The sequence below is a fragment of the Streptomyces sp. NPDC047315 genome (genome assembly GCF_040643215.1).
In the GTDB taxonomy this organism is placed as follows: domain Bacteria; phylum Actinomycetota; class Actinomycetes; order Streptomycetales; family Streptomycetaceae; genus Streptomyces.
Map to the genome: position 1 here is coordinate 285,573 of NZ_JBEYTZ010000008.1, position 24,904 is coordinate 310,476.

Consider the following 24,904-nt stretch of genomic DNA (forward strand, 5'->3'; position numbering starts at 1 on the left):
ATCGGGTTCACACACCGGATACGCGGTGTTGATCCGTGTTCGCACGGCGTTCGCCCCGGGGCTTCCCAGCGGTACGCATCGCTTCCTAGCGTCGGCCCCGCCCCGGCGCGCCGCCGGGCGACGCACCTCCGTGCCGGGTCCGCACCCGGCACGGAGCAGGCCACGACGTGGAGGAATCGCGATGACACAGAGCCCGGAAGGACGTCCCGGACGGCGCACGCTGCTCGGCGCCGCGGTGCTGGGGACGGCTGCGGTCGGGGCGGGCGCCACCTCGGCGTACGCCGCGGGGCGCGGCAGCACGGAGCGCGGCAGCGCTGAGCGGGGCCGGCCGCACGGCTCGTACCGTGACCTGCCGCACCCCACGGTCATCGCGCACCGCGGCGCCAGCGGCTACCGGCCCGAGCACACCATCGGCGCCTACCAGCTCGCCCTGGACATGGGGGCGCACGTCATCGAGCAGGACCTGGTGCCCACGAAGGACGGCCACCTGGTGTGCCGGCACGAGAACGACATCACCGGGACCACGGACGTGGCGGAGCACCCCGAGTTCGCCGCCCGCCGCGCCACCAAGACGATCGACGGCACCGCCGTCACGGGGTGGTTCACCGAGGACTTCACCCTCGCCGAGTTGAAGACGCTCCGCGCCAAGGAGCGGATCCCGGGCACCCGCCGCGACAACACCCTCTACGACGGCCGCTGGTCGGTCCCCAGCTTCGAGGAGGTGCTGCGCTGGGCGGAGAAGGAGGGGCGCCGTCGGCGGCAGCCGGTCTGGCTGCACGTGGAGACCAAGCACCCCAGCTACTTCCGGGGGATCGGCCTCGGTCTGGAGGAGCCGTTGGCGAAGCTGCTGCGGCGCTACGGCCGCGACCGCCGCGACTCGCCCGTCTTCCTCCAGTCGTTCGAGCCGAGCAGCATGCAGCGGATGGCCCGGCTGGTGTCCGCGCCGCGCGTCGTACTGCTGTCCGGCGCCAAGACCCGGCCGTGGGACTTCGTCGAGGCCGGGGACCCGCGCACGGTCGCCGACCTGATCACGCCGCGGGGGCTGGCGTGGATCGCGTCGTACGCGCAGGGCATCGGACCGACGCTGGAGCTGGTGATACCGAAGGGGCCGGACGGTCGCCTCGGGCAGCCGACCGCGCTCGTCGAGGACGCCCACCGGCAGAAGCTGATCGTCCACCCGTACACCCTGCGGAACGAGAACTCCTTCCTGCCGGTCGACTTCCAGCGCGACCACGACGCGACGCCGGGGGTGGACCCGAACGCGTACGGGGACGTCTTCGGCGCCTACCGCCGCTACTTCGCCACGGGCATCGACGGCATCTTCACCGACCACCCGGACACCGGGCTGCTGGCCGCGGCCGACGTCCGCGACTGACGGGGAACCGGGCGCACGGGGGCCGGCGCGGCGGTCGGGTTACCCGTACGGGTGAGTCGGCCGCCGTGCGGCAACCCGGGCCGCCGCCGGGCGCGTCCCGCCCGGCATGACGCCGATGACGCTCAAGGAAGCGGGGCGAGCCGCGGAGGCCGCGGTGGGCGCGCTGCGCCCGTTGGTGGTCGCGGAGGCGCGGGCCGAAGCGCCCGGCGCGGACGTCGAGCCGGGTGATCTGGAACAAGCCGTGTGGGTGCGGCTGTTGGAGCGGCTCGACGGGGCGGGGCCGCCGCCGGACCCCGGCCGCTGGGTGCGGTCCGCGGTGCGGGCAGAGGCGCGCCGGGCGCGGCGCAGGGCCGCCCGGGAGCGCCCCTACGCCCCCGGCGCCGCCCCTGACGGGCCGTGGGATCCGGGCGCCGGACCGGAAGCGGCGGCCCTCGGTGCGGAACGGCGCCGCGCGGTGCGGGCGGCCGTCGCCCGTACGCCCGGTGGCTGTCCGCGCCTCCTGGCTGCGATGTTGTCGCCGAAAGACCCCACATACCGAGAAATCGCAGGAGAGTTGGGTATCTCACAGGGGAGTCTAGGACCCATGCGTTCCCGTTGCCTGGGATGTCTGCGCAGAATGCTCGCGGCGGGGGTTGCGGCTCCTGAACATGGGGGAATGGACAGCGGTAGGCAACCGGAATGAACAGTTGAGCGGGAGGCGTGCGCACATGGGCATGAGCGTGACCATCTCAGCGGCGCGAGCGGAGGACGCGGAGCGGATCCTCAAGCTCCAGTACCTGTGCTACCAGTCCGAGGCGGAGTTGTACGGCGACTACGCCATCGAACCGCTCACCCAGTCGCTGGACGAGCTGCGCGCGGAGATCGCGCAGGGGCACGCGCTGGTGGCCCGCCTCGGCGACGAGGTGGTGGCCTCCGTGCGCGGCCGACTGGACGACACCGGCACGGCGCAGATCGCCAAGCTGATCGTGCATCCGCGGATGCAGCGCCACGGCCTCGGCGGCCGGCTGCTCGCCGCGATCGAGGCGCACTTCGCGGCTGCGTCCGCCGCCCGCAAGTTCCAGCTCTTCACCGGTCACCGCAGCGACGGGAACCTCCGGCTGTACCGCAGCCACGGCTACGTGCCGGTGGCCCGCGAGGAGGTGCGCCCGGAGCTCACCGTGGTCACGCTGGAGAAGGAGTCCGCCAGCGCGGCCTTTGTCGCTAGCGCTTGAGCGACGCCCCGCACCCCTGTGCCCTGGACGAAGCTGCCGTTTCTCCGAGGAAGCATGGGTCCCTGCGGCCCGCTGGTGGGCTGATCGCGCAGTTCCCCGCGCCCCTGATGTGCTGCCCCCGCGATTCGTCTGCGGGGCACGCACGGGTTCTCAGGGGCGCTGAGGGTGCCCCGTGCCCCCAGGGCACAGGGGGCGCGACCTGACCGGCCGCGCCAGGGCGCTCTCCCGAGCGCGGCCAAGGGCACGGCCGGCAGACGGGACGGACGCCCTACGCGGCCCCCGCGCGGGCGCGCCGGAGCCAGATCATGCCGGTCACCGGCAGCAGCACCGGGATGAAGACGTAGCCCCAGCCGTAGCCGGACCAGACGGTGGAGTCGGGGAAGGCGCCGGGGTCCAGCACCGTCCAGGTGCCCACGATCAGCACCCCGGCGAGTTCGGCGGCGCAGCACACCAGCGCCGCCCTGCGGGCCGTCTCCCCGCCGCGCACCAGGGTGTACGTGATGAAGGCGTACACCACGGCGGCGACGGCGGAGAGGCTGTGGGCGAGCGGCGCGCTGTCGAAGTCGGTGAGGATGTGGAAGAGGGAGCGGGAGACCGCGCCCACCGACATCACCCCGTACAGCCAGACCAGCAGCAGGCCGGGGCCCTTCACCAGCTTGGTGCCGCGGCCGTCGCGCGCCTCGGGGGCGGCCGGGGCGGAAGCGGGGGCGGGTTCGGTCATCTCAGCCTCCCCAGATGTCGATGAGCCGCACTTCGAGGACGGCCAGCAGGACTCCGCCGGCCGCGACGGTGGCCGAACCCCAGCGGGTCCGCTCGGCGAGCGAGAGCACCCCCGCCGCCGGCACGGTCGCGAACGAGCCGATCAGATACGCGACGAAGATGGTGGAGCCCTGCCCCGGCTCCTCGCCCTGCGCGAGCTGCACGATGCCCACCACCAGCTGCACGAGCGCCAACAGCGACACCACGGCCATGCCGATGAAGTGCCAGTCCTTGGTGGGTTGGTCGCGGTAGGCGGCGTAACCGCACCAGGCGGCGAGGGCGAGCGCGGCCACGCAGATCGCGATCGTGAGGGCGTCGAGCATGGCCCCGAGCGTATTACGGCCCGAAGGGCTGACGGCCGGCGACCCCGCGGCGCGGGCCGTCCCGCTGCGCGGGCGCTCCGTGGCCTTGGCCACAGCCCGCCGCCTGCCCGCCGCCGCAGGGAGGGGTCACGCCCTGTCGGCCACGGCCCGCCCGGCGGAACATCGATGCAGGTCAGTGCGGGGGAGTGCAGACGAAGGAGTACGCCCCCCGGCCGGCGGCGGCATCCACATGTCGTTGCCATCCTGTCCGCTATTCGGACAGCGGGGTTGGTGCGAAGGGGCCGTCTGCTTTACTTACCGCCATGACCACGACGAGCAGCCGCATCCTTGCGACCGAGGCGAACACGACGCCCGGTGCTCGTTGTATGTGTCGAATGTGCGACCACTGAGGGCCCCTGAACCGTACCTCGCGCCCCGAAGTGAGAACCGCGCAGCCCCTGCGCCCCGATCCGGGCCGCGGCTGCCAGCGCACCTGTCGTCCTCGCCGCCCCGGACCTTCGGACCCGGGCCGCCGGCCCACGTCCCCCCGCTCGGCGGGAGCGAGCGTGCGCCGCCCCCGGCAGTGCAGCGGTTGACGGTGTGACGACCAAAGCCCGTGCCCGGCGACGACCTTGCCGCGCACTCGACAGTGACGGACTTACCCAGTGATCACCACAACGGGCCTGACCAAGGTCTACCGCTCGCGAGGACGCGAGGTCACCGCCCTGGACGGCGTCGACCTCCACGTCAGGGAAGGCGAGGTGTACGGCGTCATCGGCCAGAGCGGCGCCGGCAAGTCCTCGCTGATCCGCTGCGTGAACCTGCTGGAACGCCCCACCTCCGGCACGGTGACCGTGGACGGTCGCGACCTCACCGCGCTCGCCGGCAAGGGCCCGCGGGCCGGCCGGGAGCTGCGCGAGGCCCGCAGCCGCATCGGCATGGTCTTCCAGCACTTCAACCTGCTCTCCTCGCGGACCGTGCAGGAGAACGTGGAACTGCCGCTGGAGATCCTCGGCCTGAGCCGCCGCGAGCGGGGCCGCAAGGCGCTCGAACTCCTCGACCTGGTCGGCCTGGCCGAAAAGGCGCGGTCCTACCCCAGCCAGCTGTCCGGCGGCCAGAAGCAGCGCGTCGGCATCGCCCGCGCGCTGGCCGGCGACCCGAAGGTGCTGCTCTCCGACGAGGCCACCAGCGCGCTCGACCCGGAGACCACCCGCTCCATCCTGCACCTGTTGCGCGACCTGAACCGCCGGCTCGGCCTCACGGTCCTGCTCATCACGCACGAGATGGACGTCGTGAAGTCGGTCTGCGACTCCGCCGCGCTGATGGAGCACGGGCGCGTCGTCGAGTCCGGCACCGTCAGCGAACTGCTGGCCACCCCGGCATCGGAGTTGGCCGCCGCGCTCTTCCCGGTCAGCGGTCGGGCCTCCGGCGCCGACCGCACCGTCGTCGACGTCACCTTCCACGGGGACGCCGCCACCCGACCGGTGATCTCCCAGCTCTCCCGTACGTACAACGTCGACATCTCGATCCTCGGCGCAGCGATGGACACCGTCGGCGGCAAGCAGGTCGGCCGGATGCGCATCGAGCTGCCCGGCCGCTTCGACGAGAACGTCGTCCCCGTCGGCTTCCTGCGGGAGCAGGGGCTCCAGGTCGACGTGGTGACGGACACCGACGCCGGCGCCGTGCCCGCCGCCGTGGCTCTGTCCAAGGAAGGTGCCCAGTGACCTGGTCCGAGATGCAGCCGCTGCTGGAGCAGGCGTGTTGGGACACGCTGTACATGGTCGGCTGGTCCACCCTCATCGCCGTCGTCGTGGGACTGCCGCTGGGCATCGTCCTCGTCCTGACCGACAAGGGCGGGATGGCGGCGAACGCCTTCGCCAACAAGGTGATCGGGCAGATCGTCAACGTCACCCGGTCGATGCCGTTCATCGTCCTGATGGTGGCGCTGATGCCCTTCACCAAGTCGATCACCGGCACCACCATCGGCCGCGAAGGTGCGATCGTGCCCCTGGCGATCGGGGCGATCCCCTTCTTCGCCCGGCTGGTGGAGACCGCGGTGCGCGAGGTGGACGGCGGGCTCGTCGAGGCCGTGCAGTCGATGGGCGGCAGCACCTGGACCGTGGTCCGCAAGGTGCTGGTGCCCGAGTCGCTGCCCTCGCTGATCTCCAGCGCCACCACCACCGTCATCGCGCTGATCGGCTACTCCGCGATGGCGGGCACCGTCGGCGCCGGCGGACTCGGCGACATCGCCATCCGCTACGGCTACCAGCGCTTCGAGACGGAAATGATGTGGATCACGGTCGGCGTGCTCGCCGTCGTCATCTCCGTCATCCAACTCGCCGGCGACTACGCGGCGCTCAGGCTGCACCGCCGCGGGCGGGGCAGCGGCCCCGCGCCCAAGCTGCGCTTCCTCAGGAACCGCGCGGACCAGCGCGCCGAGCTCGACCTGGAGCTCTCCAAGAGCGGCAGCTGACCCCAAGACCCACCCCCCGACCCGCAAGGGTCCGTATCACCGCACCACTGCACCACCCATGGAGAAAGGCACTTTTCGTGCGTAACACTGCCAAGATCACCACCACCGTCCTCGCCGTCGGAGCACTCGCCCTCGGCCTGACCGCCTGCGGCAACGAAGACGCCAAGACCGGCGCCGACGCCGATCCGTCGAAGCCGATCGTGATCGCCGCCAGCTCCGTCCCGCACGCCGAGATCCTCGGCTTCGTCAAGGACAACCTGGCCGCCAGGGAAGACCTGAAGCTGGAGGTCAAGGAGTTCGCCGACTACGTCACCCCCAACACCGCCACCCAGAGCGGTGAGGTGGCCGGCAACTTCTTCCAGCACAAGCCGTACCTGGACGACTTCAACAAGAAGAACGGCACGACCATCGTGCCGGTCGCCACCGTCCACCTGGAGCCGCTGGGCCTGTACTCCAACAAGGTCGACAAGCTCGCCGACCTCAAGGACGGCGCCACCGTCGCCCTGCCCAACGACACCACCAACGAGGCCCGCGCCCTCAAGCTCCTGGAGCGGAACGGCCTCATCAAGCTGAAGGCGGACGCCGGCAACTCCGCGACCCCGAAGGACATCGCCGCCAACCCGAAGAAGCTCACCTTCAAGGAGCTGGAGGCCGCGGCGGTGCCCCGGGCGCTCGACGACGTCGACGCCGCCGTGATCAACGGCAACTACGCGGTGCAGACCAAGCTCAGCCCGAAGAACGACTCGCTGGCCCTGGAGTCCGCGGAGAACAACCCGTACGGCAACTTCCTCGCGGTGAAGGAGGGCGGGGAGAAGGACCCGCGCATCGAGAAGCTCGCGAAGCTGCTGACGTCGCCTGAGGTGAAGAAGTTCATCGAGGACAAGTACGACGGTTCCGTCATCCCCGCGTTCTAGCCCCACGGCCCGCACCTCCGCCCCGCGCGGGGGCGCGGGCCGTCCCCCTGCTGGACCTCTTCGCCGTCTTCCCAGGGGAACATCGGTGTCCGAGTACCCACCGGGTCGCAGTGGACAATGCTCCCGCAGGGAATCGGCCGCGGTGCGCAGGCCGCGGGCAACTGCGCCACCCTGCGGTGCGGTTCGCGCGGGCCATGCTGCATGCTGGGCCTTTCGGCAGGCCACTGGTCGCCTGGTCCCACAGGCCCTGGATACGGAGCGGCGCATGAGAACCACCTTTCCGGACGTGTCGATCAGTACGGAACGACTGGTGCTGCGCCCCTTCGAAGGCGCCGACGTCCCCGCGTACACCGAGATGATGAACGACGAGATGGTGACCGCCTGGACGACGGCGCCCCACCCCTTCACCACCGCGGACGCCGCCCGCTGGGTCCGAGCGATAGCACCGGCCCAGCGCACCGCGGGCCGCGGCGTCGCGCTCGCCGTCACCGAGTTCCTGACCCAGCGGCTGGTGGGGGCGGTGACGCTGACCCACACCGACTGGCGCGTACGGGCCACCGAGATCTCCTACGTCACCGCCCCCTGGGCCCGCGGCGAGGGCTACGCGACCGAGTCCGTGCTCGCCGTCGCCAAGTGGCTCTTCCGCGACCAGCGGTTCGAACGCCTCGAACTGCGCACCGCCGCCGACAACACCGCGGCCCAGCAGGTCGCCCAGAAGATCGGCTGCATCAGCGAGGGCGTCCTGCGCAACGCCTGGATCGCCCGCAGCCAGGCCGACGACGGCGCCTGGGCCGAGTTCCGCACCGACCTGATCGTGTGGAGCCTGTTGCCGGAGGACCTGGAGGGGGTCGCCGAGCCGGCCGGCGACTCCGGATACACCTCTTTCCCCGAGTGGGGCTGACCTCCCCGACCGGGCCGTCGAAGGCCCCGGGACCAGGCGCGAATCGTTCGGTCCGGTGGCAGTGGCCGACCCGCACCTGATTCGATGTCCCCCATCGGTTCCCGAACAGTTCTGGCCGATGCCCTCCTACCGGTACCCTCTGCCTGCCCGCGTCTGTACCGGGCGCCCCTACCTGCGACGACACCAGGGAGACTGACGAGCATGGCCGACCGCGTCACGGTGATCGGCTGGGACGGTTCCCCCCTCACCGCCGCGGCCAGGTCCGCGCTCGGCGCCGCCACCCTCGTGGCCGGCGCCGCCCACCACCTCGCCCTCCCCGAAGTGCCCGACGGGGCCGAGCGCATCCGACTGGGCAGCGTCGACCTCGCCGCCCGTCGGATCGCGGGCCACCGCGGCAGCGCCGTGGTCCTGGCCGACGGCGACCCCGGCTTCTTCGGCGTCGTCCGCACCCTGCGCGCGCCGGAGCACGGCCTGGAGGTGGAGGTCGTGCCCGCGGTCTCCTCCGTCGCCGCCGCCTTCGCCCGCGCCGGGATGCCCTGGGACGACGCGCAGGTCGTCGTCGCACACCCGAGGACGCTGCGCCGCGCCGTGAACGTGTGCCGTGCGCACCCCAAGGTCGCCGTTCTCACCGCCCCCGGCGCCGGCCCCGCCGAGTTGGCCCTGCTGCTCGAAGGGATCCACCGCACCTTCGTGATCTGCGAGGAACTCGGCACGGACCGGGAGGAGGTCACCGTCGTCACCTCCGACAAGGCCGCCGATCACATGTGGCGCGATCCCAACGTGGTGATCGTGGTCGGCGGCGCGGGTGGCGGACCGGCCCCCGGCGGCAGTTGGATCGCGGGCCGCGAGCCCGCCTTCCCGCACTCCGTGCGCGGCTGGGCGCTCCCGTCGCCGGCGTACGCCGAGGGCGCGGCCACCGCGGCCGGCCACCGCGGAGAGGGCGGCTCACCGCCGCTCAGGGCCCTGCAACTGGCCCGGCTCGGGCCGCGCGTCGGCGACCTCGTCTGGGACATCGGCTGCGGGGACGGCGCACTGACGGTCGAAGCGGCGCGCTTCGGCGCCGCCGTGATCGCCGTCGACGCCGACCCTGCCGCCTGCGCCCGGACCGACGCCGCCGCCCGCCGCGCGGGCGTCCAGGTGCAGGTGGTGAACGGGCGGGCGCCGCACGTCCTTGAGCGACTGCCCGAACCGGACGTCGTACGCATCGGCGGCGGGGGAGCGGAGGTCGTCACCGCCTGCGCCGAACGGCGCCCCGAACGCATCGTCGCGCACGCCGCGACCCGCGACCGGGCGGAGGCGCTGTGCACCGCCCTCGCGGCCGGCGGATACGCCGTCGACTGCGCCTTCGTACAGGCCGTCGACCTCGACCCGCAGGGCTGGTCGGAGCGGGAACGATCCGTCGTTTTCGCGGTCAGCGGCAGCCAGCCGGACCGTGCCCCGTGACCATGGTTGTCAGCGGTGCGAGGTAGGCTGGCCGATCGTTGTGCCGCACTGGATGTCGATCGCTTGTTCGGGGACGATGTCCGGGACTACCGGAAATGGAGTGTCGCTTTGTATCCGGTATGTGGTACGCCGTAACCGGGGAAGCGCAACGTGGCGCAGCCCACAGCGGACCGTGGCCGATCTGACTGCCAGGTCCGCGAACGGCCGCGAGAATGCTGGTAGTCCGTGGGCCATCGTGCCGCGTGGCGCGCGCGCTCGTTCTTGTAGACGGGCGTCAGGCGTGCCGCGACCGGGCGTTCGGCGATGGGCGAAGGATCACAAGCGATGGGGCGAGGGGTACGCATGACTGACACCGGTCAGATCCCGGGCGAGGGGCTGCCGGAGAACGCAGGCGTGGTGGAGCAGCAGCCGGGCGTTCCCGCCCCTGATGCGTACGCCTTCGCGGCCCCCTCCGAGCACCCCCCGGCCGAAGAGGACGACCTGTTGTTGATGCCGGGCGCGCAGGGCGCCTGGAGCGATCCGCAGGCCACCCAGTCGGGAGTGCCCGTCCCGCAGATGCAGCCGGCGCCCGCCGTGCAGCCCGTCCAGCCGATCCAGCCCGTGCAGGCCGTTCAGGCAGTGCAGGCTGTTCAGCCCGTGCAGCCGGTGCCCGTGGCGCAGGCTCCGCACGCGGCCGTGCCCGCGCAGCCGGTTCAGCCCGAGGCCGCCGGTGCGCCGGAGCAGCCCGCGCCGGTTGCTCCCGCTGCCGCAGCCGCCCCCGTTCCGCCGCAGCAGGCCCCCGTCGTGACCGTCGAGGCCCAGGCCCAAGCTCCGGTCGCGCAGGTGCAGTCTCAGACGCCGGTCGTCGAGGTTCTGCAGGGCCCGGTGCCCGTGGCGCCGGAGGCCACCGCCCCCACCGACCTCGGCTCGCCCGAGCAGGCCGCGGCTGCGGACCAGGCAGCGGCGCCCGCGGTGACGGCCGGTCAAGACGCGGTCGCCGCCACGGACGTGGTGCCGGCGCCCGAGCTCGTCGCGCCCACGGACCTGGGCTCCCCGGAGTCCGTCGCCCCACCCGTTCCGCAGGGCACCGCACCGGGCATACAGCCGGTGGCGGAGGTCCCCGGCGTGGTGCAGCAGCCCGCCGCGCAGGCCCCCGCCGCCGAGTCGAACACCGCGGAGCCCCTTCCGGCGGACGGGCTCCCCGTCGACCCGTCGCAGGTCGAGCAGGCCGACCCCGCTGACGTTGCCGCCGCTGCCGGTGCGCCGGAGCAGGCCGCGGCCGGTGAGCAGGCCGTCGCCCCTGAGCAGCAGGTGCAGCCGGTCGAGCAGGTGCCCGTCGAGCAGGCAGCCCCCGCATTCGCCGCCGCTGCCGCGCCGTCGCCTCAGTCGTCCCACCGTCCCCTCCACATGGGTCCGCCCGTACCGAACCCGTCCGGTGGCGTGGTCCGTTCGCTGGCCGACCGGGGTCCGGCCGGAGTGCCTCCCCACCCGCTGACCGCGCAGAGCCATCCCGGTCCGCCCACCCTCGGTCCCGAATACCTGGACGTCCCGCGGGACGGGACCGGTTCCGTGTCCGTCGGCCCTCAGCTCGGCGAGATCCCGCCGCAGGCCGGGGCGCCCTGGGACGCGCAGCCGCCGCAGGCCGAGGTCCCCGCCCAAGCCCCCGCCGCGGCGGAACAGGCCCCGGTGCCCGCAGAAACGGTCGTCCCGGCCGAGGCGCAGACCGCCCCCGCGCCGGAGGCGGAGCCTGTTGTCGCGCAGGAGTCCGCGCCGCAGGAGGCCGTACAGACCGAAGCGGTGACGGAGCCCGAGCCCGCCGCCGCAACGGAGCAGCCCGAGCAGCAGCCGCAGGAGCCGCAGGCCGAGGCGCCCGCGGCCCAGCAGCCGGAGCAGCTGCCCGCCGAGTCGACGCCGCCCGCTGCGGACGCCGAGCCGGAAGCCGTGACGGAACCCGCTCCTGCGGCCGACGTCGAGCCCGCCCAGGAAGGCCCGGCATCCGAGGCACCTGAAGCATCCGAGGCACCCGCCGCGCCCGAGGTGACCGAGGCCCCCGAGGCAACTCAGACGCCTGAGGAAGTTGAGGCACCTGAGGCCCCCAGCGCACCAGAGGCCGCTGAGCAGACCGACGCACCGGAAGCGATCGAACAGCCCGCCGAGGCGCCGCAGCCCGCCGAAGGCACCGAGCCGAACGCGTCGACCGACCCCGTAGTCACGGCCGAGGCCGAGCCCGCGCCTGAGCCCGATGCCGAGCCGGCCTCCGAGCCCGCTGCGGAGCAGACCACGCAGACCCCGCCCGCCCCCGCGTTCGACGACGCGGAGCGCGAGGCCGTGCTGCGCGTCATGCGCGAACGCCGCGACATCCGCAACGGCTTCCGCAGCGACCCCATCCCGCACGACGTCCTGCTGCGCGTCCTGGAGGCCGCCCACACCGCCCCCAGCGTCGGCCACTCCCAGCCCTGGGACTTCGTCGTGATCCGCTCCGCCGAGACGCGCACCACGATGCACGAGCTGGCGCAGCGCCAGCGCGAGGCGTACGCCAAGTCCCTCCCGAAGGGCCGGGCCAAGCAGTTCAAGGAACTGAAGGTCGAGGCCATCCTGGAGACGCCGGTCAACATCGTCGTCACCGCCGACCCGACCCGCGGTGGCCGCCACACCCTCGGTCGGCACACCCAGCCGCAGATGGCGCCCTACTCCTCCGCCCTGGCCGTGGAGAACCTGTGGCTCGCCGCCCGCGCCGAGGGCCTGGGCGTCGGCTGGGTCAGCTTCTTCGACGAGCGCGAGATGGTCCGCGCCCTCGGCCTGCCCGAGCACCTGGAGGTCGTGGCGTACCTCTGCGTCGGATACGTCGACGAGTTCCCCGAGGAGCCCGAGCTGGCGCAGGCCGGCTGGTCCAAGCGCCGCCCGCTGTCGTGGGTCGTCCACGAGGAGACGTACGGCCGCCGCGCCCTGCCCGGCGCCCAGCCGCAGGACCTCCTCCAGGAGACCGTCGCCGGCATCCGACCGCTGGACGCCAAGGCGCTCGGGGAGGCGTGGGAGCGGCAGAAGCGGATGACCAAGCCCGCCGGCGCCCTCGGCATGCTGGAGATCATCTCCGCCCAGCTCAGCGGGTTGTCCCGGATGTGCCCGCCGCCCATCCCGGAGCCCGCGGCCGTCGCCGTCTTCGCCGGCGACCACGGGGTGCACGCCCAGGGCGTCACCGCCTGGCCCCAGGAGGTCACCGGCCAGATGGTCGCCAACTTCCTCGGCGGCGGCGCGGTCTGCAACGCCTTCGCCAGCCAGGTCGGCGCCGAAGTGTGCGTGATCGACGTCGGCGTCGCCGCCGAACTGCCGGCGACGACCGGCCTGCTGCCGCGCAAGGTCCGCGCCGGCACGGCCGACTTCACCACCGGCCCCGCGCTCACCCGCGAGGAGGTGCTCGCCGCGATCGAGGTGGGCATCGAGACCGCCCGCGACCTGGTCGCCGCCGGCAACAAAGCGCTCCTGACCGGTGAGATGGGCATCGCCAACACCACCGTCTCGGCCGCGCTGATCTGCGTCTACACCGGCAGCGACCCGGCCGAGATCACCGGCCGCGGCACCGGCATCAACGACGAGATGCACGCCCGCAAGGTCGACGTGGTCCGCCGCGCCCTCGAACTCCACTCGCCCGACCCCACCGACCCGATCGGCGTCCTCGCCGCCGTCGGCGGCCTGGAGCACGCCGCGCTGGTCGGCTTCATCCTCGGCGGTGCGTCGCTGCGCACGCCGGTCGTCCTCGACGGGGTGTCCGCCGGCGCGGCGGCCCTGGTCGCCCGGGCCGTGGCGCCGGAAGCGCTGGCCGCCTGCATCGCCGGCCACCGCAGCGCCGAGCCCGGCCACGTGGCGGCCCTGACCAAGCTGGGCCTGCGTCCCCTCGTCGACCTCGACCTCCGCCTCGGCGAAGGCACCGGAGCGCTCCTCGCGCTGCCGGTCATCCAGAGCGCGGCCCGCGCCATGCACGAGGTCGCCACCTTCGACTCGGCGGGCGTCACCGAGAAGTAGCCCCCGACACCGCAGTGCCCGCCGCCCCGGAGCGCCCCGCTCCGGGGCGGACGGCGCTCCCGCGCAGCGCGCCGCGCCGGACGCCCCGTAAGGTGCCCTGTGCAGGCACCGCCCGTTGCACACCACCCGTTGAACTCGTCCGTGAACACCGTCCCACCAGCCGCTTCAACGTCGACGCGGCCCGGCGTCAGCCACCCGTACCGTCCGAGGAGTCGCACCCCCATGCCCGAGCAAGCCTCCGCGCATCCCCATCCGGCCTACCCCGTGGGACTGCGGCTCGCCGGCCGGCGGGTCGTGGTGGTGGGCGGCGGCCAGGTCGCCCAGCGCAGGCTGCCCGCGCTCGTCGCGGCGGGCGCCGACGTCGTGCTCGTCTCGCCGTCGGCGACACCCTCCGTCGAGGCCATGGCCACCGCCGGCGAGATCCGCTGGGAGCGGCGGCGCTACGAGGACGGCGACCTCGCCGACGCCTGGTACGCCCTCGTCGCCACCTCCGACCCGAAGGCGAACGACCAGGTGTCCGCGGAGGCCGAGCGCCACCGCATCTGGTGCGTGCGCTCCGACGACGCCGAAGCCGCCACCGCCTGGACCCCCGCCACCGGCCGCAGCGCCGGCGTCACCGTCGCCGTCCTCACCACCGACGTGCACGACCGGGACCCCCGGCGCACCGCGGCCGTCCGGGACGCCGTCGTCGAAGGGCTGCGGGACGGCACCATCGCGGCGCGCCACGAACGCACCCGGACCCCGGGCGTCGCCCTCGTCGGCGGCGGCCCCGGCGACCCCGACCTGATCACCGTCAAGGGACGGCGGCTGCTCGCCGAGGCCGACGTCGTCATCGCCGACCGCCTCGGGCCCCGCGACCTCCTCGACGAACTCCCCCCGCACGTCGAGGTGATCGACGCCGCGAAGATCCCGTACGGCCGCTTCATGGCGCAAGAAGCCATCAACCGGGCCCTGATCGAGCACGCCAGGGCGGGCAAGGCCGTCGTACGGCTCAAGGGCGGCGACCCCTTCGTCTTCGGCCGCGGCATGGAGGAGGTCGAAGCGCTCGCGGACGCCGGCATCCCCTGCACCGTCGTCCCCGGCATCTCCAGCTCCATCAGCGTGCCCGGCGCGGTCGGCATCCCCGTCACCCACCGCGGCGTCGCCCACGAGTTCACCGTCGTCAGCGGACACGTCGCCCCCGACGACCCGCGCTCCCTGGTGGACTGGGCGGCGCTCGCCAAGCTCCGCGGCACCCTCGTCGTGCTGATGGGCGTCGACAAGATCGGTGCGATCGCCCGTACGCTGGTGGAACACGGCCGCGACGGCGCCACGCCGGTGGCGCTGGTCCAGGAGGGCACCACGGCCGCCCAGCGCCGGGTGGACGCCACGCTCGCCACGGTCGCGGAAGAGGTCGTCGCCCAGGACGTGCGACCGCCGGCGGTCATCGTGATCGGCGAGGTCGTCCCCGCCGGCCGCCGACCCTCGGCGTAACCACCAGTAACCGACCTCTGCCCAGGCGTTGGCACCACATCCCGGAGAAGGCAGTATCGAGCCCGTGGCTGAACTCATCACCGTCGAGGACCCCGACGACCCCCGGCTGAGCGACTACACCGGTCTGACCGACGTGGAGCTGCGCCGTCGGCGGGAGCCGGCCGAGGGCCTGTTCATCGCCGAGGGCGAGAAGGTCATCCGGCGTGCCAAGGACGCCGGTTACGAGATGCGCTCCATGCTGCTCTCGGCCAAGTGGGTCGACGTGATGAAGGACGTCATCGACGAGATCCCGGCACCGGTGTACGCGGTCAGCCCCGAACTCGCCGAACGCGTCACCGGCTACCACGTGCACCGCGGCGCGCTCGCCTCGATGCAGCGCAAGCCGCTGCCGAGCGCCGCCGAGCTGCTGACGGCCACCCGCAAGGTCGTCGTGATGGAATCCGTGAACGACCACACCAACATCGGTGCGATCTTCCGGAGCGCCGCGGCCCTCGGCATGGACGCCGTCCTGCTCTCGCCGGACTGCGCCGACCCGCTGTACCGGCGCTCGGTGAAGGTCTCCATGGGGGCCGTCTTCTCCGTGCCGTACGCCCGGCTCGACGCCTGGCCGCGGGGGCTTGAGACGGTACGGGAAGCCGGGTTCACGCTGCTGGCGCTCACCCCCGACGAGAAGGCCACCGCCATCGACGAGGCCGGGCCGCACCGCCTCGACCGGGTCGCCCTGATGCTGGGCGCCGAGGGCGACGGGCTGTCCACGCAGGCACTGGTCGCCGCCGACGAATGGGTCCGCATCCCCATGGCGCACGGGGTGGACTCGCTCAACGTCGGGGCCGCCGCCGCGGTCGCGTTCTACGCGGTGGCCACCGGCCGCCCCGAAGCCTGAGCCGGCCGAACCGGTCTACAGCCCGAACCGACCTACAGCTGCTGGGCCGCCGCGATGCCCAGCGCCACGATCAGCGTGACGACGAAGAAGACGATGATCCGCTGACGCAGCAGCTTCGGATTGGCGGGGCGCCGACCGGTCGACGTGCCGCGGACGCCGGGGCGCCGCCCCTGCCGCCCGGTGTTGCGGGAGGGGGCGCCGCCGCGCGAGGGGCGGGGGCGCTCGGAGCCGCGGGACGGATCGCCGGCCCGCTCCGCGCCGACCACCTGCGACGAACCCGTACGGGACGGCCCCGTACGCGAACCGCCGGTGCGCGAACCGTCAGTACGGGAAGCGCCGGTACGGGAACCGGTGCGCGAACCGCCCGTGCGGGACGGCTGTTGCGGGCGGGGGCCCTGGCCGCCCGCCGTGCGCCGCTCGCCCCGGCCGCGCTCGGGGCGCTCCATCCGCTCCGTGTGCTCCAGCCGTTCCGTGCGCTGGGGTTGGTCCGGCCGCTCGGCGTAACGCGACGTGGGACGGTCCGCGTCAGCCCGCTCCCGCAGCAGCGGACCCCGGGCCTCCGAAGGACCCTGCGCCTCCCGGGCCGCGATCTCCTTGAGCCGCATCGAGAGCTGGAGCGTGCTCGGACGCTCCTCCGGGTCCTTCGCCAGACAGGCCCGCAGCAACGGGGCCAACGCGTCCGGCACGCCGTGCAGATGCGGCTCCTCGTGGACGACCCGGTACAGCATCACCTCGGAGCCGCCGAGCCCGAAGGGGGAGTCGCCGGTCGCCGCGTACACCAGCGTCGCGCCGAGCGAGAACACGTCCGTCGCCGGCGTCACCGCCACGCCCCGGACCTGCTCGGGCGCGAGGAAGCCGGGGGAGCCCACGGCGGTGCCCACGTGGGTGAGGGTGCTGGCGCCCGTCGCCCACGCGATGCCGAAGTCGATGATCCGGGGGCCCTTGGGGGAGAGCAGGATGTTCGACGGCTTCAGGTCCCGGTGCACCACACCGGCCTCGTGCACCGCGACCAGCCCCTCCGAGAGCGCCGCGCCGATCGCCGCGACCTCGGCGGCCGGCAGAACGCCCTCTTCGTTCACCTTGTCGTGCAGAGAGGGGCCCGGTACGTACTGCGTGGCGAACCACGGCCGCTCGGCCTCCAGGTCCGCGGCCACCAACCGGGCCGTGCAGCCGCCGCGGATGCGCCGGGCGGCCGACACCTCGCGGGCGAAGCGCGCCAGGAACTCCCGGTCCTCCGCGAGATCCGGCCGGATCACCTTCAGCGCGACGCGCTGCCCCCGCCGGTCCGAGCCCAGATAGACGACGCCCATACCGCCCGCGCCGAGCCGCCGGTGGATACGGAACGACCCGACGACACGCGGGTCCTCGCGCCGGAGCCGCATCATCGCCATGGTCCGTCCCCTGCCTATGGTGGGGAGCCCCCACCCCGTATCTGACGGTGGGTGGCCCCACCCCGTTCGCCGACCGGCCGGTCTCCGATCGTCCGTGTTGACGACGCACAGCTTACGGACCCCCGCCCCGGTGCGCTCAGAGGCCGCGCCCTCGCGGCCCGATCGATTGTCAGTGCCCGGTGGGAGACTTGAAGGGTGGTCAGGGGAGCCGGGTTCCACGGCCCCCCGCCCGCGCGGGATCTCAACGAACCGTGGCCGAAGGGGGATTGGCTCAGTGAAAGGTGATCGCGTCGAGATAGTGGTGGACGCGGGCGACAGCACGCGTACGTACGAAGTCGTGGCAAGCCGGGCAGGCCGTCGAGTGGAGACCGCGGTCCGCCGCGGGGTGGTGGAAGTGAGCGAAGTCACCCGCACCGGCGCCGTGGTGCGCACCGCCCGCTTCATGGCCACCCGGGTGCTGGCCCTGGTGGAGCAGCCCATCCCGCGGGACGACGTCGACCCGGCGGAGGCGGGGCCCTCGAAGGAGGTCAGGGAGGCGAGGGGCGCGAGGGAGCCGAAGCAAGGGCGGGAAAAGAAGGAGGAAAGGGGGCAGAAGGGCCCCCAAGATCGTGGTGGGACCGCATGACTGTCCCCGTTGGCGCAGCGAGCCACCCGAACCGGACGGAGCGACCCCTCCGGGAAACCCCGGGGTCCGGGGCCTCCGTCTCCACCCAGGGGAGTACGTCGAAAGCACCCGGATCATCCTCTCGGAGGCCCGGCAATCGGTACGCGGGCATGACGTCCGACCCCCTCCGGAAACCTAAAGTTGAGGTCAAGCGGCGGGTGCAGCACTCGTCCCCCGAGGTCAGACGCCCGCCGCTGTTATCTCACGACAGGAGAGGACCCATGGCGGACACAGCGCCGCGGAGCATGATCCGCACGCAGGAGCGCAGGGTTTCCACCGCGTTCCGCCGCCGCCCCGGCCAGCGCCACCCCCTGGTGGCCACGGCCATGGCTCTTCCCCTGGCGGCACTGCTGCTCTACTTCGGAGGCTGGGAAGCAGTAGTGACACAAGCGTCGTCCGTGGGCGTGATGCTGGGGCGCTGAGCGGCGCCCCGGGCCCGGAAGAGCGGTCCGGGCCGGGGACATCCGGCCATAACCCCGTGGGGACGGGGGTGCGGCGGACGGCAGCGGTGGCCGGTCAGCTGGGGAGCTGACCGGCCTTCGCGTTGTCCCCCTGTTTTTCTTCTGCCTCTCCCCGCTTCCTGCCGGCGCTCCCTTCTCGCGCCCTGGGACCTCACCGCCAACGCCCTCGTGCACGGCGCGTACCCTCGCACGCACAGCCGCGCCGTCCCGCGCACGGCGTCGCACCCCGGGGGAGACCGTGACCACTGCCGTCGTCGACGCCTTGGCCGAAGCCGCCCGGCTGGCCGCGCACCCGACGGGCCCGCCCGCCCCGGCCTGCCGCGACTGCACCCGAGGTCCCCAACTGCTGGCGCAGCGGGACGACGGCGTCGTCGTACGCCACGGGCGCGCCGTGGCCAAGGCCCACGACGTGCACACCGACCCCGCGGCGCACCGCGCCCGGCTCGCGGTCGCCGCCGACCCCCGGCTCGACCGGGTCCTGCTCCCGCCGCTGCCGCTGCCCGCGGACGTACGACCGGTGGGGGAGCGGCCCGTCAGCGTCTGGCCGTACGGCATCCCCGTCGACCCCGACGATCCCCTCTCCGCGCCCTGGGAGGAGACCGCCGTCCTGCTCGCCCGGCTGCACTCCGTCGCCCCCGGTGACCTCCCCGGCCCGCTGCCCGCCATGCGCGGGCCCGCGAAGGCGGCGCGCGCCGTCGCCCGGATGCGGCGGACGGTGCGCCACCCGGGCGCCGCCGCCGTCGAACGGGCCTGGGCGCGACTGCCCGCCTGGGCCAGGGACGAAGGGCCGGCGCCCGGCCACGGCGGGCTCTGCCACGGCGATCTGCACCTGGGCCAACTCGTGCGCCACCCCCTGCCGGACGGCCCCTGGGTGCTGATCGACGTCGACGACCTCGGCGTCGGCGACCGGGCCTGGGACCTGGCCCGCCCCGCGGCCTGGTTCGCCACCGGACTGCTCGCCCCCGAGGTGTGGCAGCGGTTCATCGGCGCCTACCTGGCGGCCGGCGGCCCCGCCGTCGACGCCGCGGAACCCTGGGCCGCGCTCGACGTGCCCGCCCGGGCCCTCACCGTGCAGACCGCCGCCCTGGCACTGGCGAAGGCGGCCGACCAGCGGCGCGAACCGGACGACGTCGACACGGCGGTGATCGACGCCTGCGTCCGAATCGCCGTGCTCCCACCGGAGTTGGAAACCGCCGGGACGTCGTAGGCTGCTGCCGTCACCAGGGTCTGTCAAGATCCGTAAGACACACCCCAGCGCCCGGCCCGGGCGCCTTCCGGTGGCGAAGGAACGACGGCGAGGAGCTGAGCCCGACGATGCAGTGTCCCAAGTGCCATGCGGTGATGCACACCTACAACCGCAACGGCGTCCAGATCGAGCAGTGCAGCGGCTGCCGGGGGATATTCCTCGACTACGGCGAGTTGGAGGCCCTGACCCGGCTGGAGGCCCAGTGGTCGCAGCAGGCCCCGCCGCCGGCGGCGCCGCCCGCCGCCTACCCGCCCCCGGCCGCGCCGGCAGCGCCCGCCTGGGGCGCACCGCAGCACGGCTCCCACGGTCACCACGGCTCGCACGGCCACCACGGTCGCCACCAGCGGGGCTTCGGTCGGATGCTCTTCTCCTCCTGACCCACCGCGCGTAGCGCGAACGAGAAGACCCCCGGCCGCAGAGGCGACCGGGGGTCTTCGTCAGTGCGCGATACTGGGATTGAACCAGTGACCTCTTCCGTGTCAGGGAAGCGCTCTCCCGCTGAGCTAATCGCGCGGGAACCGACCGCGAGCGAACCCACGGAGGCAGTGCACGTACCGAAAGCAGTGCAGACGCGTGCGCGATACTGGGATTGAACCAGTGACCTCTTCCGTGTCAGGGAAGCGCTCTCCCGCTGAGCTAATCGCGCGGGGAATCCATCAGGATCCAGTGGACGATACTGGGATTGAACCAGTGACCTCTTCCGTGTCAGGGAAGCGCTCTCCCGCTGAGCTAATCGTCCTTGGAGGTGGAGACGGGATTTGAACCCGTGTAGACGGCTTTGCAGGCCGTTGCCTCGCCTCTCGGCCACTCCACCCGGAGTGCGGGGGGTCGGGAAGGATCCCCCACTTCGAGCGGACGACGAGATTCGAACTCGCGACCCTCACCTTGGCAAGGTGATGCTCTACCAACTGAGCCACGTCCGCCTGTCGTTTTCGGGCCGCTTGCGCGTCCCGGCGACGTGTTGAACTCTAGCGGATTCCCGGGCCAGCACAAAAACGCGTTTCCGCAGCGTGCTGACCTGTGTTCGGGCCGCAGCCGCCCGGCGGACCCCGTTCCCGCCGGTCATAGACTCGACAACGTGCAGCACCTCCCTCCCCTCGCCCGGTTCGGGCACCTGATCGCCACCGGCCTCCGGGACGTCACCAGCGACCCCGAAGCCCTCGACTCGCAGGGCTTCTGGGCCGTCGCCGCGGACTTCGAGGGCGGCCTGACCTGCGCCCGCTTCCAGGAGGTGCGCACCGCGCCGGTGCCGGCGCCCGTGCCGGGGCGCTGGCGCGGCCCCGCCCCCGAGGACTGGACGTCCTCGCTGGAGAGGGACGCGTACGTCGCCGGTGTGCGCCGCATCCGCGAGCACATCGCGGCCGGCGAGGTGTACCAGGCCAACCTCTGCCGGGTGCTGTCGGCGCCGCTGCCGGACCCCGGCCCCCACCAGCCGCCGGCCGACGTCGACGAACTCACGGCGCTGCTGGCGCGCGGCAACCCCGCACCCTTCGCCGGAACGATTCGCCTGCCCGGACACGGCGTGGAGATCGCCACCGCCTCCCCCGAGCTGTTCCTGCGCCGCACCGGCGGCACGGTCGATTCGGGGCCGATCAAGGGGACCGGGCGCACGGCGGCGGACCTGTTGGAGAAGGACCACGCGGAGAACGTCATGATCGTCGACCTGGTCCGCAACGACCTGGGCCGCGTCTGCGCCACCGGCTCCGTGACCGTGCCCGAGCTGTGCGCGGTCGAGCCCCACCCCGGCCTCGTCCACCTGGTGTCGACCGTACGCGGCGAACTGCGCCCCGGAGCCGGCTGGCGCGACCTGCTCGACGCCACCTTCCCGCCCGGCTCCGTCACCGGCGCCCCCAAGTCCAGCGCGCTGCGGATCATCGACGCGCTGGAGACCGCGCCGAGGGGCCCGTACTGCGGCGGCATCGGCTGGGTCGACGCCGACCGGGGCCGCGGCGAGCTGGCCGTCGGCATACGCACCTTCTGGATCGACCGGACCGGTCCCGGCCCGGTGCTGCGGTTCGGCACCGGGGCCGGAATCACCTGGGGCTCCGACCCCGAGCGGGAGTGGGACGAGACCGAGCTGAAGGCTTCCCGGCTGCTCGCGATAGCGTCGGGCCCGGGGAGCGGGACCCCGCACGGGAGCCGGCCCCGGCCCGGTACGGCGATCAGCGTGGAAGGACCAGTCAGATGAAGGTGTGGGTCAACGGAGGGCTCCGGGACGTCGAGGACGCCCGGGTGTCCGTGCTCGACCACGGCCTGACCGTCGGCGACGGCGTCTTCGAGACCGCGAAGGCCGAGCACGGCCGGGCCTTCGCCCTCACGCTCCACCTGGAGCGGCTCACCCGCTCCGCGCGCGGCCTCGGTCTGCCCGACCCGGACCACGAGGAGGTCCGGCGCGCCTGCGCCGAGGTCCTGGCGGCCAACCCCGTCGAACGCGGCCGGCTGCGCATCACGTACACCGGCGGGCTCTCCCCGCTCGGCTCCGACCGCGGCACGGACGGCCCGACGCTGGTCGTCGCCGTCGGCGCGAGCGCCGAACGCCCCGACACCACGGCCGCGATCACCGTGCCCTGGGTGCGCAACGAACGCGGTGCGCTGACCGGCCTGAAGACCACCTCGTACGCGGAGAACGTCGTCGCCCTCGCGCGCGCCGCCGAGCGGGGGGCGTCCGAGGCGCTGTTCGCCAACACCGTCGGACAGCTCTGCGAGGGCACCGGCTCCAACGTCTTCGTGGTCGTCGACGGCGAACTGCTCACCCCGCCCGTCTCCTCCGGCTGCCTCGCCGGCATCACCCGGGCGCTGACGGTCCATTGGACCGGCGCCACCGAGACCGACCTGCCGTTCGACGTGCTGGAGCGGGCCGACGAGGTCTTCCTGACCTCCAGCCTGCGCGACGTGCAGGCGGTCGACCGCGTCGACGGCCGTACGCTGCCGGGCGCACCCGGGCCGGTGACCACCAAGGCCATGCGGATCTTCGCGGAGCGCGCGGAGGCGGACCCCGACCCGCGGCTGTCGTGACGCCCGCCACCGGCCGCGGAGCGTGGGCAGGGGCGGAGCAGGGGTAGGACTCCTGCGATGACCACCACCCTGCGGCCGGTGACGCCGCTCACGGACGAGGCGGACGGCACCCGGTCGCGCCGCTACGAGATCTGTGTCAACGGCCGCCCCGCGGGCCGCGTCGAGATCGCCGCCCAGCCGCCCCCGGGCCCGCGCACCGGCGCGGTCCGCTCGCTCCACGTCGACGAGGCCGACCGGCGGCGGGGCCGGGGGACGGTGGCCGCGCTCGCCGCCGAGGAAGTGCTGCGCGGCTGGGGCTGCGACCGGATCCAGGTCTGGGTGCCGTCGGACGCCACCGCGGCGACCCGGCTGGTGTCGGCGCTCGGCTACGAGGAGCGCGGACACCGCATGGCCAAGGCCCTCGGCGCGGAGCCCCCGCCCGCCCTCGCACCCGGGCTGCGCGCCCGGCCGATGACCGAGGCGGAGATCCGCCGGTGGCGGCCCGTCGCCGTCGCGTCGCACGCCCGGATCCTGACGGAACACGACGGATTCGCCGAGGCCGACGCCCTCGCCCGGTCCGAGGCCGCCCATGAGTCCCTGCTCGCCGAGCCCGGGGTGGTGCTGGACGTCCTGGAAGCGGGCGGGGACGAGGGGAGCCCGGGCCTCGTCGGGCACGTGCTGCTCGGCCGGCGCGAGGTGGCGCCCGGCCAGGAAGAGGCGTACCTGTACGACGTGGAGGTCGCGGCCGACCGCCGCGGCCGGGGCCACGGGCGCGCCCTCATGCTGCACGCCGAGCGCGTGGCGACGGCGACCGGGGCGCCCTCGATCGGACTGTACGTCCACGTGGACAACGCACCGGCCCGGGCCCTGTACGCCTCGCTCGGCTACCGGACGACCGTCGTGCGCTGGGCGAAGCGGCTGTGGTGACGCACCGGCGGTGCCGGGCCTCAGGCGTCGGGCGCGTCAGGCCGCGGGACCGGCGGCCAGCAGCCGGTCGGCGATCTCCTCGATGCGGGCGCGCAGGCCCTCTTGGCTCTTGCCGCCGTCCAGGCGCTCCCCGCCGATGACGTACGTCGGGGTGCCGGTGACGCCGATGGCCTTGCCCTCGGCGTGGTCCGCGTCGACGGCGAGGATGTGCCGGCCGTCGATGAGCGCGGTCTCGAACTCGTCGACGTCCAGGCCCAGTTCCCGGGCGACCTCCAACAGGACCTGCTCGCCGCCGCGGTCCAGGTCCCGCACCCGCGCCAGGACCGCCTCCGCGTACGCCTGGCCCGCGCCCTGCACCGCGGCCTCCTCGGCGGCCTGGGCCGCGGCGAAGGAGTGCCGGTGCTTCTCCAGCGGGAAGTGCCGCAGGCGTACGTCCAGCCGGTCGCCGTAGCGCTCCCGCAGCGCCCGCTGGTCGTCGAGGGCGCTCAGGCAGTCGGGGCACTGGAGCTCGCACCACACGTCGAGGACGACGGGGTCCTGCGGGGCGGTCGGGGAGTGGGTCAGGTCGCTCATGGGACCAGTTTCCCAGTCCGGCGCCCGTGCCACGGCACCGGGCCGCGGGCCCCGTGCCGGCGGCGCCGACCGGGACCTGGGGATGAGCGCGCCCCGGAGATCTCCCTGAGACCTGCGCCCACCGTGGCCGGTTCTACCCGGGTCGGTGCAGGATGGAAGGGCGCAACCGCGCACGCCCCGCCCCAGCAGGAGGACCGGATGATTGCCGAGACCATTTGTTCCGCGGCGTCCGCGGCGGGCCTGGGCATCGCCGCCGTCACCGCGTACCGCAGGCGCTTCCTGAGCGCCGCCAGGATCGCCGCGTACTCGCTGATCCCCCTCGGCCTGGTCCTCACCGGCGCCGTGGGCTGGGCCGTCGACACCGCCTTCAGCCCCACAGCCTGGCTGGGCTTCGGACTGTTGGGCGGCGCGTGGCTGATGTTCCTGGGCACCCGGACCGTGGAGCGCCGCAAGGGCATCGTGGGACGCAAGGAGCGCAGGGCGGCGAAGGCGGCCGGCCGCGAGGCGGTGGCTCCGGCCGCGTCCGCGCCCTCGCTCGGCACGGCCTCGCGCCCCGCCGGCCGCTCCGCCGCCAAGCCGGCGTCGGCGCCGAAGGCGGGCGGCGCGGATGACTTCAGCGACATCGAAGCGATCTTGAAGAAGCACGGCATCTAGGGGGCTTCTGATGGATCAGGCTGGGTGAGGGTGGGGGTCCCTCCCACGCCCTCCGGGCGTAGGGGGAGGGTCTTCCTCGTACTGGACGTACGAGGAAGATCCCGACAACGCAGCGAGTGTGCGTGCCGGGTGCCGCGGCCCAGACGGGATTTGTCAGACACGGCCTTACTGATCTTTTCGTAAGTTCGGTGGGTGTGGTGGGTGGATGGTCAGGCCGGTGTGGGTGAGGAATGACCATGGCAGTTGGGGGTTGTTGTTGAT

22 protein-coding genes, 5 tRNA genes and 1 pseudogene are annotated in these 24,904 nt (G+C 73.4%); 19 read left to right on the forward strand and 9 right to left on the reverse strand.

What is annotated here, in order from left to right:
- Nucleotides 1-181 precede the first annotated feature (181 nt).
- The 3 genes from ABZ842_RS12050 to ABZ842_RS12060 all read left to right on the forward strand — a co-directional run bounded on the left by ABZ842_RS12050 (nucleotide 182) and on the right by ABZ842_RS12060 (nucleotide 2,586).
- On the forward strand, nucleotides 182-1,375 hold the full coding sequence (locus tag ABZ842_RS12050; protein WP_361535852.1) for a glycerophosphodiester phosphodiesterase family protein: 1,194 nt from the start codon (nucleotides 182-184) through the stop codon (nucleotides 1,373-1,375).
- Between the two features lie 115 nt (nucleotides 1,376-1,490).
- Nucleotides 1,491-2,057 carry a sigma-70 family RNA polymerase sigma factor gene (locus ABZ842_RS12055; RefSeq protein ID WP_361535855.1) on the forward strand — a complete coding sequence of 189 codons (567 nt, stop codon included), beginning with the start codon at nucleotides 1,491-1,493 and terminating at the stop codon, nucleotides 2,055-2,057.
- A 25-nt stretch (nucleotides 2,058-2,082) separates the two neighbouring features.
- Nucleotides 2,083-2,586 carry a GNAT family N-acetyltransferase gene (locus tag ABZ842_RS12060; protein ID WP_361535858.1) on the forward strand — a complete coding sequence of 168 codons (504 nt, stop codon included), beginning with the start codon at nucleotides 2,083-2,085 and terminating at the stop codon, nucleotides 2,584-2,586.
- A gap of 268 nt (nucleotides 2,587-2,854) precedes the next feature.
- On the opposite strand, the gene ABZ842_RS12065 is transcribed toward ABZ842_RS12060, so the two are convergent.
- Nucleotides 2,855-3,307: a hypothetical protein gene (locus ABZ842_RS12065; RefSeq protein WP_361535861.1), complete on the reverse strand. Its 453-nt coding sequence runs from the start codon at nucleotides 3,305-3,307 to the stop codon at nucleotides 2,855-2,857.
- A 1-nt stretch (nucleotide 3,308) separates the two neighbouring features.
- Nucleotides 3,309-3,668, reverse strand: a complete 360-nt coding sequence (locus tag ABZ842_RS12070) for a hypothetical protein (protein ID WP_361535864.1) — start codon at nucleotides 3,666-3,668, stop codon at nucleotides 3,309-3,311.
- Nucleotides 3,669-4,312: 644 nt separating this feature from the next.
- On the opposite strand from ABZ842_RS12070, the gene ABZ842_RS12075 reads away from it, so the two are divergent.
- From ABZ842_RS12075 to ABZ842_RS12110, 8 genes are all read left to right on the forward strand, one after another.
- Complete coding sequence (locus ABZ842_RS12075) at nucleotides 4,313-5,371, forward strand: ATP-binding cassette domain-containing protein (RefSeq protein ID WP_361535867.1); 1,059 nt, start codon at nucleotides 4,313-4,315, stop codon at nucleotides 5,369-5,371.
- The gene (locus tag ABZ842_RS12080) at nucleotides 5,368-6,120 is read left to right on the forward strand and encodes a methionine ABC transporter permease (RefSeq protein WP_361535870.1); all 753 of its coding nucleotides are present in this window, start codon (nucleotides 5,368-5,370) and stop codon (nucleotides 6,118-6,120) included. The genes ABZ842_RS12075 and ABZ842_RS12080 overlap by 4 nt, the downstream gene beginning before the upstream one ends.
- Before the next feature lie 77 nt (nucleotides 6,121-6,197).
- A complete protein-coding gene (locus ABZ842_RS12085) occupies nucleotides 6,198-7,034 on the forward strand; it encodes a MetQ/NlpA family ABC transporter substrate-binding protein (RefSeq protein WP_361535872.1) in 837 nt (278 codons plus the stop codon).
- Between the two features lie 265 nt (nucleotides 7,035-7,299).
- Entirely contained in the window at nucleotides 7,300-7,935 is a 636-nt protein-coding gene (locus ABZ842_RS12090) for a GNAT family N-acetyltransferase (protein WP_361535874.1), read from the forward strand.
- 201 nt (nucleotides 7,936-8,136) lie between these two features.
- A complete protein-coding gene (gene cbiE / locus ABZ842_RS12095) occupies nucleotides 8,137-9,378 on the forward strand; it encodes a precorrin-6y C5,15-methyltransferase (decarboxylating) subunit CbiE (protein WP_361535876.1) in 1,242 nt (413 codons plus the stop codon).
- Nucleotides 9,379-9,720: 342 nt separating this feature from the next.
- A complete protein-coding gene (gene cobT / locus ABZ842_RS12100) occupies nucleotides 9,721-13,377 on the forward strand; it encodes a nicotinate-nucleotide--dimethylbenzimidazole phosphoribosyltransferase (protein WP_361535878.1) in 3,657 nt (1,218 codons plus the stop codon).
- 222 nt (nucleotides 13,378-13,599) lie between these two features.
- On the forward strand, nucleotides 13,600-14,850 hold the full coding sequence (cobA, locus tag ABZ842_RS12105) for a uroporphyrinogen-III C-methyltransferase (RefSeq protein WP_361535880.1): 1,251 nt from the start codon (nucleotides 13,600-13,602) through the stop codon (nucleotides 14,848-14,850).
- Nucleotides 14,851-14,914: 64 nt separating this feature from the next.
- The gene (locus ABZ842_RS12110) at nucleotides 14,915-15,733 is read left to right on the forward strand and encodes an RNA methyltransferase (RefSeq protein ID WP_361535882.1); all 819 of its coding nucleotides are present in this window, start codon (nucleotides 14,915-14,917) and stop codon (nucleotides 15,731-15,733) included.
- A 32-nt stretch (nucleotides 15,734-15,765) separates the two neighbouring features.
- On the opposite strand, the gene ABZ842_RS12115 is transcribed toward ABZ842_RS12110, so the two are convergent.
- Nucleotides 15,766-17,124 (reverse strand): protein kinase, encoded by a 1,359-nt coding sequence (locus ABZ842_RS12115; protein WP_361535884.1) that lies wholly within the window; start codon nucleotides 17,122-17,124, stop codon nucleotides 15,766-15,768.
- Nucleotides 17,125-17,398: 274 nt separating this feature from the next.
- Between ABZ842_RS12115 and ABZ842_RS12120 the strand changes: the two are divergent.
- From ABZ842_RS12120 to ABZ842_RS12135, 4 genes and pseudogenes are all read left to right on the forward strand, one after another.
- Nucleotides 17,399-17,617: pseudogene (locus ABZ842_RS12120) on the forward strand (hypothetical protein); the annotation flags it as partial.
- 392 nt (nucleotides 17,618-18,009) lie between these two features.
- Nucleotides 18,010-18,210: a hypothetical protein gene (locus ABZ842_RS12125; RefSeq protein WP_361535886.1), complete on the forward strand. Its 201-nt coding sequence runs from the start codon at nucleotides 18,010-18,012 to the stop codon at nucleotides 18,208-18,210.
- A 277-nt stretch (nucleotides 18,211-18,487) separates the two neighbouring features.
- A complete protein-coding gene (locus tag ABZ842_RS12130; RefSeq protein ID WP_361535888.1) occupies nucleotides 18,488-19,456 on the forward strand; it encodes an aminoglycoside phosphotransferase family protein in 969 nt (322 codons plus the stop codon).
- Between the two features lie 107 nt (nucleotides 19,457-19,563).
- Nucleotides 19,564-19,872: a zf-TFIIB domain-containing protein gene (locus tag ABZ842_RS12135; protein ID WP_361535890.1), complete on the forward strand. Its 309-nt coding sequence runs from the start codon at nucleotides 19,564-19,566 to the stop codon at nucleotides 19,870-19,872.
- 64 nt (nucleotides 19,873-19,936) lie between these two features.
- On the opposite strand, the gene ABZ842_RS12140 is transcribed toward ABZ842_RS12135, so the two are convergent.
- The 5 genes from ABZ842_RS12140 to ABZ842_RS12160 all read right to left on the reverse strand — a co-directional run bounded on the left by ABZ842_RS12140 (nucleotide 19,937) and on the right by ABZ842_RS12160 (nucleotide 20,418).
- Nucleotides 19,937-20,008, reverse strand: a tRNA-Val gene (locus ABZ842_RS12140).
- Nucleotides 20,009-20,069: 61 nt separating this feature from the next.
- Nucleotides 20,070-20,141: transfer RNA gene (locus ABZ842_RS12145), tRNA-Val, on the reverse strand.
- A gap of 21 nt (nucleotides 20,142-20,162) precedes the next feature.
- Nucleotides 20,163-20,234, reverse strand: a tRNA-Val gene (locus ABZ842_RS12150).
- Between the two features lies 1 nt (nucleotide 20,235).
- Nucleotides 20,236-20,309 (reverse strand) — tRNA-Cys (locus ABZ842_RS12155).
- A gap of 36 nt (nucleotides 20,310-20,345) precedes the next feature.
- Nucleotides 20,346-20,418 (reverse strand) — tRNA-Gly (locus ABZ842_RS12160).
- A 155-nt stretch (nucleotides 20,419-20,573) separates the two neighbouring features.
- Here ABZ842_RS12160 and ABZ842_RS12165 point away from each other — a divergent pair.
- Genes ABZ842_RS12165 through ABZ842_RS12175 form a run of 3 tightly spaced genes read left to right on the forward strand, consistent with a single transcriptional unit; the run spans nucleotide 20,574 to nucleotide 23,416 of the window.
- Nucleotides 20,574-21,683, forward strand: coding sequence for a chorismate-binding protein (locus ABZ842_RS12165; protein ID WP_361535892.1), 1,110 nt, complete (start codon nucleotides 20,574-20,576; stop codon nucleotides 21,681-21,683).
- A complete protein-coding gene (locus ABZ842_RS12170; RefSeq protein ID WP_361535894.1) occupies nucleotides 21,680-22,510 on the forward strand; it encodes an aminodeoxychorismate lyase in 831 nt (276 codons plus the stop codon). The genes ABZ842_RS12165 and ABZ842_RS12170 overlap by 4 nt, the downstream gene beginning before the upstream one ends.
- Nucleotides 22,511-22,567: 57 nt before the next feature.
- Nucleotides 22,568-23,416, forward strand: coding sequence for a GNAT family N-acetyltransferase (locus tag ABZ842_RS12175; protein ID WP_361535896.1), 849 nt, complete (start codon nucleotides 22,568-22,570; stop codon nucleotides 23,414-23,416).
- A gap of 36 nt (nucleotides 23,417-23,452) precedes the next feature.
- Here ABZ842_RS12175 and ABZ842_RS12180 read toward each other — a convergent pair whose 3' ends face one another.
- Nucleotides 23,453-23,989 carry a DsbA family protein gene (locus tag ABZ842_RS12180; RefSeq protein WP_361535898.1) on the reverse strand — a complete coding sequence of 179 codons (537 nt, stop codon included), beginning with the start codon at nucleotides 23,987-23,989 and terminating at the stop codon, nucleotides 23,453-23,455.
- A 198-nt stretch (nucleotides 23,990-24,187) separates the two neighbouring features.
- Here ABZ842_RS12180 and ABZ842_RS12185 point away from each other — a divergent pair, with 198 nt between their 5' ends.
- Nucleotides 24,188-24,643 (forward strand): hypothetical protein, encoded by a 456-nt coding sequence (locus ABZ842_RS12185; RefSeq protein ID WP_361535900.1) that lies wholly within the window; start codon nucleotides 24,188-24,190, stop codon nucleotides 24,641-24,643.
- The last annotated feature ends 261 nt before the right edge of the window (nucleotides 24,644-24,904 follow it).